This is a genomic window from Micromonospora sp. CA-240977 (assembly GCF_050942285.1).
Classification (GTDB): Bacteria; Actinomycetota; Actinomycetes; order Mycobacteriales; family Micromonosporaceae; genus Micromonospora.
Genome location: NZ_CP192055.1, coordinates 2,577,744 through 2,590,409 on the forward strand (window position 1 = coordinate 2,577,744; position 12,666 = coordinate 2,590,409).

The 12,666-nt window shown below is 72.7% G+C and carries 11 protein-coding genes; 7 read left to right on the forward strand and 4 right to left on the reverse strand.

All coding sequences use genetic code 11. The features are described from left to right. Window positions 1-121: 121 nt before the first annotated feature. Window positions 122-1,033, reverse strand: coding sequence for a DUF1775 domain-containing protein (locus tag ACQPWW_RS11940; protein WP_433132056.1), 912 nt, complete (start codon window positions 1,031-1,033; stop codon window positions 122-124). Window positions 1,034-1,220: 187 nt separating this feature from the next. On the opposite strand from ACQPWW_RS11940, the gene thrS reads away from it, so the two are divergent. Further along, on the forward strand, window positions 1,221-3,230 hold the full coding sequence (gene thrS / locus ACQPWW_RS11945) for a threonine--tRNA ligase (protein ID WP_433132058.1): 2,010 nt from the start codon (window positions 1,221-1,223) through the stop codon (window positions 3,228-3,230). Between the two features lie 120 nt (window positions 3,231-3,350). Here the strand turns inward: thrS and ACQPWW_RS11950 are convergent, their stop codons facing one another. Beyond that, the gene (locus ACQPWW_RS11950) at window positions 3,351-4,079 is read right to left on the reverse strand and encodes a D-Ala-D-Ala carboxypeptidase family metallohydrolase (protein ID WP_433132060.1); all 729 of its coding nucleotides are present in this window, start codon (window positions 4,077-4,079) and stop codon (window positions 3,351-3,353) included. Between the two features lie 179 nt (window positions 4,080-4,258). Between ACQPWW_RS11950 and ACQPWW_RS11955 the strand changes: the two genes are divergently transcribed. After that, window positions 4,259-4,771 carry an HIT family protein gene (locus ACQPWW_RS11955; RefSeq protein ID WP_355028900.1) on the forward strand — a complete coding sequence of 171 codons (513 nt, stop codon included), beginning with the start codon at window positions 4,259-4,261 and terminating at the stop codon, window positions 4,769-4,771. Window positions 4,772-4,836: 65 nt separating this feature from the next. Here ACQPWW_RS11955 and ACQPWW_RS11960 read toward each other — a convergent pair whose 3' ends face one another. After that, window positions 4,837-5,319 (reverse strand): hypothetical protein, encoded by a 483-nt coding sequence (locus ACQPWW_RS11960; protein ID WP_433132062.1) that lies wholly within the window; start codon window positions 5,317-5,319, stop codon window positions 4,837-4,839. Between the two features lie 98 nt (window positions 5,320-5,417). Here ACQPWW_RS11960 and ACQPWW_RS11965 point away from each other — a divergent pair, with 98 nt between their 5' ends. Beyond that, window positions 5,418-6,476, forward strand: a complete 1,059-nt coding sequence (locus ACQPWW_RS11965) for an aldo/keto reductase (protein WP_433132064.1) — start codon at window positions 5,418-5,420, stop codon at window positions 6,474-6,476. 337 nt (window positions 6,477-6,813) lie between these two features. On the opposite strand, the gene ACQPWW_RS11970 is transcribed toward ACQPWW_RS11965, so the two are convergent. Next, window positions 6,814-8,970 carry an elongation factor G-like protein EF-G2 gene (locus ACQPWW_RS11970; RefSeq protein WP_433132067.1) on the reverse strand — a complete coding sequence of 719 codons (2,157 nt, stop codon included), beginning with the start codon at window positions 8,968-8,970 and terminating at the stop codon, window positions 6,814-6,816. A 248-nt stretch (window positions 8,971-9,218) separates the two neighbouring features. Between ACQPWW_RS11970 and pgsA the strand changes: the two genes are divergently transcribed. The 4 genes from pgsA (at window position 9,219) to ACQPWW_RS11990 (ending at window position 12,634) form a co-directional block, all read left to right on the forward strand. Continuing rightward, complete coding sequence (pgsA, locus tag ACQPWW_RS11975; RefSeq protein ID WP_433132070.1) at window positions 9,219-9,848, forward strand: phosphatidylinositol phosphate synthase; 630 nt, start codon at window positions 9,219-9,221, stop codon at window positions 9,846-9,848. A 46-nt stretch (window positions 9,849-9,894) separates the two neighbouring features. After that, window positions 9,895-10,827 carry a phosphatidylinositol mannoside acyltransferase gene (locus ACQPWW_RS11980; RefSeq protein WP_433132073.1) on the forward strand — a complete coding sequence of 311 codons (933 nt, stop codon included), beginning with the start codon at window positions 9,895-9,897 and terminating at the stop codon, window positions 10,825-10,827. Between the two features lie 58 nt (window positions 10,828-10,885). Continuing rightward, window positions 10,886-12,046 carry a glycosyltransferase family 4 protein gene (locus ACQPWW_RS11985; RefSeq protein ID WP_433132076.1) on the forward strand — a complete coding sequence of 387 codons (1,161 nt, stop codon included), beginning with the start codon at window positions 10,886-10,888 and terminating at the stop codon, window positions 12,044-12,046. An 84-nt stretch (window positions 12,047-12,130) separates the two neighbouring features. After that, window positions 12,131-12,634: a hypothetical protein gene (locus ACQPWW_RS11990; protein WP_433132079.1), complete on the forward strand. Its 504-nt coding sequence runs from the start codon at window positions 12,131-12,133 to the stop codon at window positions 12,632-12,634. Window positions 12,635-12,666: the final 32 nt, after the last annotated feature.

Here is a 12,666-nt window from a genome sequence, read left to right on the forward strand (position 1 = left end):
GCCGTCCTGGTCGCCGGGCCGTCCCTGGTCGCGGACCAGCTGTGTGATCGACTCGGCTTCCTGCATATCGGGGTGTCCGCGCGCCGGGATGCCGCGGTTTCCAGGACACCGAGTCGATCAATCACCGAGCGGCGGCGGAAACAGCCGGCGTCGGGTCCACGGGCGTCGGGTCCACGCGCGTCGTGGGCTTGTCCGTGCTGCCGGTCACCTCGGCGGGCGTCGCGGCTTCGTCCTCGTCGGCGCTGCCGGTCACCTCGGCCAGGGCCGTGGCCTCGTCCGGGTCGCGTCGGCGCCACCGGCTGACCAGCCAACCGATCGCCGCGCCGCCGCCCAGCCCGGCCAGCAGGCCGGCGGCCAACATCCCGTCGGCGCTGCCGGACTCCTCGCCGGCGCCACCCGCACGCGCGGCCGGGGCGTCGACACCGCTGTCCGCTGCGGCTGGCGCGTCGGCCGCCGGGCCGCCGTGCCCACCGTGGGTGGCCGGACCCGCCTCGCCGGGTGCCGCCGGCAGCAGGGTGAGCGCCGGGGCCCGGTGCGGACCGGCGGCGTCCGCCCACCGGACCACAGTGCCATCGGCGTACGTCTGGACGACCTCGAAGGTGATCCGCTCCGCCTGCGGCATCGGTCCCATGGACAGCGCCAGCCGGGCCGGGCCGCTGTCGCTCTCGCCCACCCGGACCCAGGTCACCGCGGTGGTCACAGTGCTCACTCCGGAGGAGTGGATACCGGCCACGGGCTTGTCCAGGGTGCGGGAGCTGATCCGGGGTGCCCAACCGTTCACCGACATCGGGTAGACCTCGGCGATCGGCGCGTCGACCGGCAACCGGACCTCGATCTGGTTGGTCTTCGTGCCGGCCCGCTCCTCGGGGACGGTGAACTCCAGCCGTACGGCGTCGCCCTGCCGAGCCTGGGTCGGGGTGGTCGTCACGTCCGCCGCCTGTGCCGCGCTGGGCCAGAGCAGCAGCCCGGCGGCGGTCAGCGCGGTCACCGCCGCGATCCGCCGCCGGCGCTCGCCGCCGTACGTGCTCGCCATCTCGTGCCCCCATCCGTGTCCGCGCGGCCGGCACCGGTTCCGGCCACACCCTGTAGTTCGGCTGCGAGGTGCGAAAGGTTCAACGGGGCCGTGAGGAAGGTGCCGTTCCCGATCGGGGACAGCGCGACCGATAGCATCGGCAGGAGCCGAGGACCGGCACCGTTTCGTACCGCTTGGAGGAGTCACCGTGTCCGCACCCCGTACCCCCGCCGTGGCCGACCCCGTCGTCGTCGCCGCCGGGACCACGGCGGCCGACGCGGTGGCCGCGGCCGGACTGCCCGCGAACGGCCCCAAGGCGATCGTCGTGGTCCGGGACCCGCAGGGTCAGCTGCGCGACCTGGACTGGTCGCCGGCCGAGGAGACGACCGTCGAGCCGGTCAGCCTGGACTCGCCCGACGGGCTCACCGTGCTGCGCCACTCCACCGCGCACGTGCTCGCCCAGGCCGTGCAGGACGTCTTCCCCGAGGCCAAGCTGGGCATCGGCCCGCCCATCGAGAACGGCTTCTACTACGACTTCGACGTCGACAAGCCGTTCCAGCCCGATGACCTCAGCAAGCTCGAGAAGCGCATGCAGGAGATCATCAAGTCCGGGCAGCGGTTCCGCCGTCGCCGCTTCGGCAGCCTGGACGAGGCGCGCTCCGAGCTGGCCGACGAGCCGTTCAAGCTGGAGTTGATCGAGGTCAAGGGCGAGGGCCTGGACACCGACGAGGTGATGGAGGTGGGCGGCGGCGAGCTGACCATCTACGACAACCTCGACGCCAAGGAGGACAAGGTCTGCTGGTCGGACCTGTGCCGGGGCCCGCACCTGCCGACCACCCGCCTGATCGGCGCGTTCAAGTTGATGCGCTCGGCCGCCGCGTACTGGCGGGGCTCGGAGAAGAACCCGCAGTTGCAGCGGGTGTACGGCACCGCGTGGCCGACCCGCGACGAGCTCAAGGCGTACCTGAAGCTGTTGGAGGAGGCCGCCCGGCGCGACCACCGCAAGCTCGGCGCGGACCTCGACCTGTTCAGCTTCCCCGACGAGATCGGCTCCGGCCTGGCGGTCTTCCACCCCAAGGGCGGCATCATCCGCCGCGAGATGGAGCACTATTCCCGCCAGCGGCACGAGGCCGCGGGGTACGAGTTCGTCAATACCCCGCACATCACCAAGGCACAGCTGTTCCAGACCTCCGGTCACCTGCCGTACTACGCGGACACCATGTTCCCGCCCATGCAGCTGGAGGGCGCGGACTACTACCTCAAGGCGATGAACTGCCCGATGCACAACCTGATCTTCAGGTCGCGCGGGCGGTCGTACCGGGAGCTGCCGCTGCGGTTGTTCGAGTTCGGCACTGTCTACCGGTACGAGAAGTCCGGCGTGGTGCACGGCCTCACCCGGGTCCGTGGCCTGACCCAGGACGACTCGCACATCTACTGCACCCGCGAGCAGATGGCCGGCGAGCTGTCCGCGCTGCTCAGCTTCGTGCTGGATCTGCTGCGGGACTACGGCCTCGACGACTTCTACCTGGAGCTGTCGACCCGGGACGATTCGCCCAAGTTCATCGGCGCGGACGAGGACTGGGCGGAGGCGACCGAGGCGCTGCGGACCGCCGCCGAGACCTCGGGCCTGGAGCTGGTGCCCGACCCGGGCGGCGCGGCGTTCTACGGGCCGAAGATCTCCGTGCAGGTGCGGGACGCGATCGGCCGGACCTGGCAGATGTCCACCATCCAGGTCGACTTCAACCAGCCGGAGCGGTTCGGCCTGGAGTACCAGGCCGCCGACGGCAGCCGGCAACGGCCCGTCATGATCCACCGGGCGCTGTTCGGGTCGATCGAGCGGTTCTTCGGGGTGCTCACCGAGCACTACGCTGGCGCGTTCCCGGCCTGGCTGGCGCCGGTGCAGGTGGTCGGCATCCCGATCCGCGAGGACCACACCGACTACCTGCACGGCTTCGTCGCGGCGCTGCGCGCCGAGGGGATCCGGGCCCAGGTGGACGCGGGTGACGACCGGATGCAGAAGAAGATCCGTACGGCGCAGCAGCAGAAGATCCCGTTCATGGTGATCGCCGGCGACGACGATGTGGCCGCCGGCACGGTGTCCTTCCGTTACCGGGACGGCTCGCAGCGCAACGGGGTGCCGATCGCCGAGGCGGTGACCCACATCCTGGACGTGGTCAGCTCGCGTACCAACATCGGCCCCTCCGCCGCCGCGGAGTAGGGCCGCCGCGACCGCGCGGCCCGCGTGATCGTGCTCGATCCAGGAAGTAGTGGCCTCCCGGAGTGGGGAGGCCACTACTTCACTGTTCGAGCGTGGGGACTGGCGCCGGCCGGCCCGTTCTCAGATGCCGCAGTTCGGCGCCGACCAGCCGCCGACCGCCGCCACGTGGGTGTGGTCGTTGTGGTCCGGGTAGCCGGGGCCGAGGATCTGCCCGAAGCCGTGGTAGCGGGCCTGCTGGGCCAGCCGGCAGAGCGACGGTGACCCGACCAGGTCCACCGCGTCCCCGTACAGGTGCCGGCTGTTGGATGCCCCGCCGACCGCGCTGTTGCAGGCGTAGCTGCGGAAGCTGCTGCTGATCGAGATGGCCACGTCGCCGAGGGCGTGCCGCAGGGCCTGGAGCTTCCACATCGAGACGAGCGCGTTGGACCGCGCGGTGCTCGCCGCTACCGCACCCCCGGACCAGTCGCTGTTGCACTTGTTCAGCTCGGAGTAGCTGAAGTTGGCCGGTGTGCAGTCGTCGTCCTGGAGGGCGTAGAGCCGGGTGAACGTCTGCGGGCCGGCGATGCCGTCCGCGGGCAGCCCGTACGCCTGCTGGAAGCGGATCACCGCCGAGCGGGTGGCCGGCCCGAACGCGCCGTCGATGGTGAGCACGGCACCGTAGCCGGGGTAGCCGGCGACCCGGATCTGGAGTTGCCGGACGTCTTCGCCGGACGCTCCCTGGGACAGGGCGCGGCCCCAGGTGTAGCAGCCGTCCGCCTGTGCGGCGCCGGCGGTGAGGGTGATGCCGGCCACTGTGGTGGCGGCGGTCAGGGCGAGTGCCGCGAGGAGCCGGCCGAGCCGTCGGATCATGGGTGACCCTCCATCGATACATGCACGGTTCTGGATGCATGGAATCTTCAGGTTCTGGCATTGATCCGTCAAGAATTTGCAGCAAGGAGTTTTCCCGGCGGCGGGTGTCGCGACCCGACGGGATGGCTCCGTAGGATCGGCTCGTGACAGGGGCGGAACGGCACACGGACACCGGCGGCATGGCGGACGGCCTGGAGCGGCTCTGGACGCCGCACCGGATGACCTACATATCCGGCGAGGACCGCCCGGCCGAGGGCTACGAGAAGCCCACCGGTTGCCCCTTCTGCCGGGCGCCCAAGCTGCCGCCGGAGGACAGCCTGGTGGTGGCCCGGGGCGAGCACGTCTTCGTGGTGCTCAACCTCTATCCGTACAACCCGGGGCACCTGCTGGTCTGCCCCTACCGGCACGTCGCCGACTACACCGACCTGGACGTGCCGGAGACCACCGAGCTGGCGTCGTACACCCAGACCGCGATGCGGGTGATCCGCAAGGTGAGCAACGCGCACGGCTTCAACCTGGGCATGAACCAGGGCGGGGTGGCCGGTGCCGGGATCGCCGCGCACCTGCACCAACACGTGGTGCCGCGCTGGGGCGGCGACGCGAACTTCATGCCGGTGATCGGCCGCACGAAGGTCCTGCCGCAACTGCTCGGCGACACCCGCGACCTGCTCGCCCGCGCCTGGCCGTCCTGACCACCGCGCCGGGCGGCGTCCGCGCCGGGCGGGGTCCGCGCCGGGCGGCGTCCGCGCCGGTCCGGCTAGTCGGCGTGCAGCAGCGCGGTCAGCTCCGGCCAGCTCTCCACCCGGTGTACGTGCGGAAGCAGCGCGGCGTGTGCGGCGACCTCCGCCGCACGGGGCCGGAACAGGAAGCGGTGCGGCACCGAGTCGAGGTAGCCGAGCACCTCGAGTTTGTCGTCCACGAAGTGGGTCAGCCCGAGCCGCCGGGCGATCGGCGCCTTGTCCGGTCGGGTTCGGCAGAAGTGCACCCGCTCCGCCGGGATGCCGGTGCGCGCCGCGAAGTCGTGGTGGGCCAACCACTGCACGGTGCGGCGCTCGGTGGCCTCGCCGCACTTGGACACCAGGTGCACCTCGTCGAACGCCGGGCCGAGCGCCGCCAACGCGTCGAACGCCCCGTCGACCATGGGTGTCCGTAGGTAGTGCGCGCCGAAGAACGACGTGTCGGCGTCGTGGTCCGCCGGCTCGATGAGCACGCCGCCGATGTCCACACCCAGCCTCCGCATGTGGTTGATCATGCCGCAGCGGCCGGTCGGCCCGCATCCGCGATTCCGGGCCCGGGGATCTGCTACGTCCCGACTCGTGGAGGTGGCACGATCGGCCGATGGCAGTCACGACACGGACGTTGGGGCGCAGCGGCATCGAGGTCAGCGCCCTCGGCATGGGGTGCTGGGCGATCGGCGGGCCCTGGTCGGAGGGCGTCCAACCGCTGGGCTGGGGCGCTGTCGACGACGACGAGTCCGTGCGGGCGGTTCACCGGGCACTCGACCTGGGCATCACCCTCTTCGACACCGCCGACACGTACGGCGCCGGGCACGGCGAGCGGGTCCTCGGTCGAGCGCTCGCGGGTCGCCGGGACGAGGCCGTGATCGCCACCAAGTGGGGTTACACGTTCGACGAGGCGAGCCGACAGGCCACCGGGGAGGACGCGTCGCCCGGGTACCTGCGCCGGGCCGTGACGGACTCGCTGCGCCGGTTGGGCACCGACCGGATCGACCTCTACCAGCTGCACCTGGCCGACCTGTCGGTGCCGCGGGCGCAGGCGCTGGTCGGCACCTGCGAGGACCTGGTGGCCGAGGGCCTGATCCGGGCGTACGGGTGGAGCACCGACCGCCCCGACCGGGCCACCGCGTTCGGTCACGGCGCTGCCGGCGCCACCGCCGTGCAGCACACCCTGTCGGTGCTGCGGGACGCTCCCGAACTACTCGCCGTCTGCGACAAGTACGACCTGGCCAGCGTCAACCGGGGCCCGCTGGGGATGGGGCTGCTCACCGGCAAGTACTCGGCCGGGTCGGTGCTGCCCCGCGACGACGTGCGCGGGTTGACCCCCGGCTGGTTGGAGTGGTTCCGTGGGGGCCGGCCCGCGCCGGAGTGGCTGCGGCGGGTCGGCGCCGTCCGCGCGGCGCTCACCGCCGATGGGCGCACCCTGGCCCAGGGGGCGCTGGGCTGGATCTGGGCGCGCAGCGGCCGCACCATCCCGATCCCCGGCTGCCGTACGGTCGCCCAGGTCGAGGAGAACGCCGCCGCGCTGCACCGGGGCCCGTTGCCGGCGGACCAGTTCGTCGAGGTGGAGCGCCAGCTGGCAGCTCTGCGCACCGCCGCCCTGCGCGACGCCGACCGCCCCCACTGGCCCCCGCCCACGCGTCCCACCGTCCACCCCTGAGCGGAACACCCGCACCCGTCCGCGCCGTCACCGCGTCGGGACCGAGCGTCCCCCGACATGTCGGCGCGGTGTCCTGTAGAGCTGCCCCATATTCGGGGCAGCGCCTCGGTGAGGTCTCGGCTGTGGGGTGGCGCGGCGCGGTCGGGTCTCGGCTGTGGGGTGGAGCTGCCGCGACTCCGGGGCGGTGCCTCGGTCGGGTCTCGGCTCACGGGTAGAGCTGCCCCAACTCTGGGGCAGCTCTACAGCGTCTGAACATGGCAGGCCAACCCGCCTCGCCGCCCCCGTCGATCAGGACTGGCGGAGCCTCGCGGACCGTCGGGACCGGGCGGGGCGGGGGTCAGGGGGTGTGTTCCTTGCGGATCTGGTCGGCCAGGTGGGCGGGCATGGGGTCGTGGCGGACGAACTGGCGGCGGAAGGTGCCGATGCCAGCTGTCATGGAGCGCAGCTCGACGGCGTAGCGCAGCAGCTCGGTGGCCGGCACCTCGGCGCGTACGAGGGTGCGGCCCTCGGTGTCCGGGTCCGGTTCGGTGCCGAGCACGCGGCCGCGTCGGCCGGACAGGTCGCCCAGCACCGCGCCCACCGAGCCGTCCGGTACCCGGATGGCGACCTCGTCGATCGGCTCCAGCAGCGCGGGCTGACCACGGTCGGCGGCGTCCCGCAGGGCCAGCGCGCCGGCGGTCTGGAAGGCCGCGTCGGAGGAGTCGACGCTGTGCGCCTTGCCGTCGACAAGGGTCACCCGCAGGTCCACCACCGGGTGGCCGGCGACCAGGCCGCGCTCCAGTTGGGCGCGGACGCCCTTCTCCACCGACGGGATGTAGGTGTGCGGCACGGCGCCGCCGACGACCCGGTCGACGAACTCGAAGCCGCCGCCCGGGGGCAGGGGCTCGACCTCGATGTCGCAGACCGCGTACTGGCCGTGCCCGCCGGACTGCTTGACGTGCCGGCCGTGCCCCTTCGCGGGCACCGTCAGCGTCTCGCGCAGCGACACCTTCACCGGCTCGGTGTCCAGCTCGACGCCGCCGGCGCGCAGCCGGTCGAGCAGCACGTCGGCGTGCGCCTCGCCCATGCACCAGAGCACCAGCTGGTGGGTCTCCGGGTTGCGCTCCAGCCGCAGTGTGGGGTCGCCGGCGACCAGCCGGGCGAGGTTGCGGGCCAGGGCGTCCTCGTCGGCGCGGCTGCGGGCGACGACCGCCACCGGCAGCAGCGGCTCCGGCATCTCCCAGGGGGCGATCAGCAGCGGGTCGTCCTTGGCCGCGATGGTGTCGCCGGTCTCGGCGGTGCCCGACTTGGTGATCGCGCAGATGTCGCCCGCCACGCAGAACGGCACCTCCCGCAGGGTGGCGCCCAGCGGGGTGTAGATGTGCCCGACCCGCTCGTCGGCGTCGTGATCGGGGTGGCCGCGTTCGGCCATCCCGTGCCCGCAGACGTGCACGGTCTGCTCGGGGCGCAGCGTGCCGGAGAAGACCCGGACCAGCGAGACCCGACCGACGTGCCGGTCGACGGTGGTCTTGACGACCTCGGCGACGAGCGGCCCGTCCGGGTCGCAGGTCAGCGGCGGGCGGGGCGAGCCGTCCACGCCGGTCACCGCCGGCAACTCGTGCTCCAACGGCGACGGGAACGCGGCGGTCAGCACCTCCAGCAGCACGTCCAGCCCCACGCCGGTCCCGGCGCAGACCGGCACCACCGGGTAGAAGTGCCCCCGGGCGACGGCCTTCTCCAGGTCGTCGATGAGCACCTCGGTGCTGATCTCCTCGCCGTCGAGGTAGCGGTCCATGAGGGTCTCGTCCTCGCTCTCGGCGATGATCCCCTCGATCAGCTCGTTGCGCGACTCGTCGATGGCCGGCTGGTGCTCCGGGTCCGGGTCACGGACGTCGGCGGGCAGCCCGGCGGTGTAGTCGAAGACCCGGCGGGTGATCAGGCCGAGCAGCCCCTCGGTGGACACCCCGTCGTCGCCGAGCATCGGCAGGTAGAGGGGCATCACGTTGTCGCCGAAGAGGCGCTGGCAGAGCGCCACCGTCTCGTCGACGTCGGCGCGGGGCTGGTCCAGTCGGGACACCGCGACCGCGCGGGGCATGTCGACAGCCGCGCACTCCTCCCACAGGGCGACGGTGGCCGCGTCCATGCCGCCCGCCGCGGAGACCACGAAGAGAGCGGCGTCGGCGGCCCGCAGCCCGGCACGCAGCTCGCCGACGAAGTCGGCGTACCCGGGCGTGTCCAGCAGGTTGACCTTGACGCCGTTGTGCAGCAGCGGTGCGCAGGACAGGCTTACCGACCGCTGTTGGCGTACGGCCGCGGGGTCGTGGTCACCGACGGTGGTGCCGTCGAGCACGGAGCCGGCCCGGCCGATCGTGCCGGTCGCCGCGAGCAGGGCCTCGACCAGGGTCGTCTTGCCCGCTCCGGAATGCCCGACGAGCACGACGTTGCGTACCCGCTCGGGCTCGGTGACCACCGGCGTGCCGCCGGTGGAACCCTTGTCCTGATTTTTCTGCGCCATGGGGCGCACCTCCCTCAGCCGGTGGTGGTGGCGACCGCCGCGCGACGGGAAGCGGCCCGGGGCGAGTGCGCGGCGATATCCTCCGGTGGTCTGCTGCACAGCGGGAACGGGACGGGTGGACGGGTGAGCTGGCTCACCCTCCGGCTCGATCTCACACCCGTTGTCGGGTAGGCACAAGCCTCTCCCGGGCGGGTCGGAGGGGCGGCCGTATCGCCGGAGCTGGGCGGACCGTTATCGTGGGGACCGCCATGGCGAAGATCTTCCAAGTGTCGGCCCGCGCGGGGATGACCCGCGTCGTCGAGCCGATTGCCCGCGCCCTTCTGCGCGCCGGCGTCACCCCCAATGCCGTCACCGTCGCGGGCACCGTTGGTGTGCTCGTCGGCGCGCTCGGCCTCGGTGCCCGCGGCCATCTGGTCGCGGGCGCGTTGATCGTCACCCTGTTTGCGCTCACCGACCTGCTCGACGGGACGATGGCCCGGATGAGCGGTGGCTCCACCAAATTCGGCGCGTTCCTCGACTCGAGCATGGACCGGGTCGCCGACAGCGCCGTCTTCGGCGCCGTCGCGTACTGGCTGGCCACGCAGGGCGACCACTCCGGGGTGGCCGCCGCGTTGGTCTGCCTGGCCGCCGGCAGCCTGGTCTCCTACGTGAAGGCCCGCGCCGAGGGGCTCGGCATGACCTGCAACGTGGGCATCGCCGAGCGCACCGAGCGGCTGCTGATCGTCGGGGTCGGCGGCATCCTCACCGGCCTGCACGTGAAGCCGGCGCTGGAGATCGCGCTCTGGCTTCTCGCCGCGGTGTCGATCTTCACGGTGGGGCAGCGGATGGCGCACGTCTACCGCCAGGCCCAGCAGCTCCAGCCGAACGGCCAGGCGTGAGTGCCGCGTCGGCGACCCGGCGCCGGACGACCGGCGGCCGGGCCGCGTGAACCTCACCGAGCTGGGCTACCTCGCCGGCTGGCGGATGGCCAGCGCGCTGCCCCGGCCGCTGTTGGCGGCGGCGTTCCAGGCGGGCGCGGACCGCGCCTCCCGCCGCCCCAGCGGGGGTACGGCCCGACTGCGCGCGAACCTGCGCCGGGTGGTCGGCCCGGAGCTGTCCGAGGCCGAGCTGGACGATCTCGTCAAGCGGGGGCTCCGCTCGTATGCCAGGTACTGGATGGAGGCGTTCCGGCTGCCCCGGTTGAGCCGTGCGCAGATCCTGTCCGGCTTCCGCCTCGACGGCGCGGAGTTGCTCGCCGCCGACGTGGCCGCCGGCCGGGGCGCGGTGGTGGCGCTTCCGCACGCCGGTAACTGGGACGCCGCGGGCGCCTGGGTGGCGGCCACCGGCTGGCCGATCACCACAGTGATGGAGCGGCTCAAACCGGAGGGCGTGTACAGGCGTTTCCTGGCGTTCCGAGAGGTCCTCGGGATGGAGATCCTGCCGACCCACGGTGGGCCGCGCCCGGCGTTCGACGTCCTGCTGGACCGCGTACGTGCCGGTGCGGTGGCGCCGTTGCTGGCCGACCGGGACCTCTCCGCCCGTGGGGTGGAGGTGGATTTCTTCGGCGGGAAGACCCGGATGCCGGCCGGGCCGGCGCTGCTCGCGCTGCACACCGGCGCGCCGCTCTACGTGGCCTCGATGTGGTATGAACCGGACGCGGCGTGCGCGTCGCTCGCCGGCCCGCTGCCGGTGCCGGGGCCCGAGGTGGGGCCTCTGGACCAGCGGGTCCGGTCGCTGACCCAGCTGATCGCCGACCGTCTGGCGGCGGGCATCGCCCGGCATCCGGAAGACTGGCACATGTTGCAGCGGATGTGGCTGGACCAGCCGAGGTCGGGGGACGGCACGGCGCGGCCCTCGTCGACCTCCGGTCAGGCCTGAGGAGGTGGTGGGCACTGTGGGACGGTGTTCCGCGGTCGCGGGCGGGAGGCGCTGACGCATGCGGATCGGCATCGTGTGCCCGTACTCCTTCGACGTCCCCGGTGGCGTGCAGAACCACGTGATGGACCTGGCCGAGGCGCTGATCACGCTCGGCCACGAGGTCAGCGTGCTCGCTCCGGCCGACGAGGATTCGCCGCTGCCCGAGTACGTGGTGTCCGCCGGCCGTGCCGTGCCGCTGCCGTACAACGGCTCGGTGGCCCGGATCGCGTTCGGCCCGGTCTCCACCGCCCGGGTCCGGCGTTGGATCATCAACGGTGACTTCGACGTGCTGCACGTGCACGAGCCGCTCACGCTGAGCCTGTCGCTGCTGGCCGTGCTCTCCGCGCGCGGCCCGGTGGTGGCCACCTTCCACACCGCGATGACCCGTTCCCGGGTGCTGGCCGCCGCGCAGGGTGTGCTGCAGATCGTGCTGGAGCGGATCACCGCCCGGATCGCCGTCAGTGCGCTGGCCCGCAAGGTGCAGGTCGAGCACATGGACGGCGGGGCGGTGGAGATCCCCAACGGGGTGGCGGTGGCCAAGTTCGCCGACGCCGAGCCGTTGCCGGGCTGGCCGGGGGAGTGCGCCCCGGGCACCGGCGGCACCCTGGGCTTCCTGGGCCGGTTCACCGAGGCGCGCAAGGGCTTCCCGGTGCTGCGCGACGCGTTCGTGGCGTTGGCCGCGACCCGGCCCGGGCTGCGGCTGCTGGTCGCCGGCCCGGGGGACCCGGACGACCTGTACGACCAGTTCCCGGCCGAGCTGCACGACCGGGTCACGTTCCTCGGGCTGGTCACCGAACCGGACAAGGCGCGGATGCTGCGCAGTGTGCACCTCTACGTGGCTCCGAACACCGGCGGCGAGTCGTTCGGCATGATCCTCACCGAGGCGTTGGCCGCGGGTACGACGGTGGTCGCCAGCGATCTGGACGCGTTCCGGCGGGTGCTCGACGGTGGGCGGGCCGGTCGGCTCTTTCCCACTGGTGATGCGGCGGGGCTGCGTGACGCGGTGACCGAGTTGCTTGACGACTCCGCCGGGCGGGTCACGTTGAGCGCGTGCGGCGATCAGGTGGTGGCCAATTTCGACTGGCCGGTGGTTGCCCGCCGTGTTCTGGAGGTATACGCAGCGGCGATCGAGGCAACCGACGGACGGGTGATCGACCAGGAGTGGGTGGGGCTGGGCTGAGCCGGTGTGACGGATGGTGCGGACGACGACCGGGGTGACCGGTGTGGCCGCGCCCAATCGAAGGCGAAACGGAGCAGCACTACGATGCCGCACATGTGGTGGGTGGTGGCCGCGATCGTGGTCCTGGGGCTGGTCGCGACGTACCTCGTCTGGACCGCCGGCCGGGTGGAGCGGTTGCAGGGCCGCGCGGAGCTTGCGGCTCGGGCCCTGGACGCCCACCTGCTGCGCCGGGCCGCGGCGGCGGCCGTGTTGGCCGAGCGGCGCTTCGGGGTCGAGCTGTACGCGGCGGCCCGGATCGCCCTGGACGCCAGCCCGGACGAGCGGGAGGCCGCGGAGAACGACCTGACCCGGCAGTTGCGTGGCGTCCAGTTGGATCCGGGTGATCCGGACTGTGGGGCGGTCATCGCCGCCAGTCGCCGGCTCGCCCTGTCCCGGCAGGTGCACACCGACCTGGTCCGGGACGCCCGCTCGGCGCGCGGCCGGCCGTTGGTGCGGTTGTTGCGGATGGGACGGGGCCGGGAGTGGCCGCGCTACTTCGACATCGACGACCCGACGCTCACCGTCCCGGCGGACGTCCCCGCCACCTGACCGCTCACCGGGCCCCGCGCTCCCGGCGCCGC

What these genes read in the sequence shown, in the direction of transcription:
- ACQPWW_RS11940 (WP_433132056.1), bottom strand. Translation starts at nt 1,033, where the DNA reads ATGGCGAGCACGTACGGCGGCGAGCGCCGGCGGCGGATCGCGGCGGTG.
- ACQPWW_RS11990 (WP_433132079.1), top strand. Translation starts at nt 12,131, where the DNA reads ATGCCGCACATGTGGTGGGTGGTGGCCGCGATCGTGGTCCTGGGGCTG.
- ACQPWW_RS11970 (WP_433132067.1), bottom strand. Translation starts at nt 8,970, where the DNA reads ATGGCGCAGAAAAATCAGGACAAGGGTTCCACCGGCGGCACGCCGGTG.
- pgsA (WP_433132070.1), top strand. Translation starts at nt 9,219, where the DNA reads ATGGCGAAGATCTTCCAAGTGTCGGCCCGCGCGGGGATGACCCGCGTC.
- ACQPWW_RS11960 (WP_433132062.1), bottom strand. Translation starts at nt 5,319, where the DNA reads ATGCGGAGGCTGGGTGTGGACATCGGCGGCGTGCTCATCGAGCCGGCG.
- ACQPWW_RS11965 (WP_433132064.1), top strand. Translation starts at nt 5,418, where the DNA reads ATGGCAGTCACGACACGGACGTTGGGGCGCAGCGGCATCGAGGTCAGC.
- ACQPWW_RS11950 (WP_433132060.1), bottom strand. Translation starts at nt 4,079, where the DNA reads ATGATCCGACGGCTCGGCCGGCTCCTCGCGGCACTCGCCCTGACCGCC.
- ACQPWW_RS11955 (WP_355028900.1), top strand. Translation starts at nt 4,259, where the DNA reads ATGGCGGACGGCCTGGAGCGGCTCTGGACGCCGCACCGGATGACCTAC.
- ACQPWW_RS11985 (WP_433132076.1), top strand. Translation starts at nt 10,886, where the DNA reads ATGCGGATCGGCATCGTGTGCCCGTACTCCTTCGACGTCCCCGGTGGC.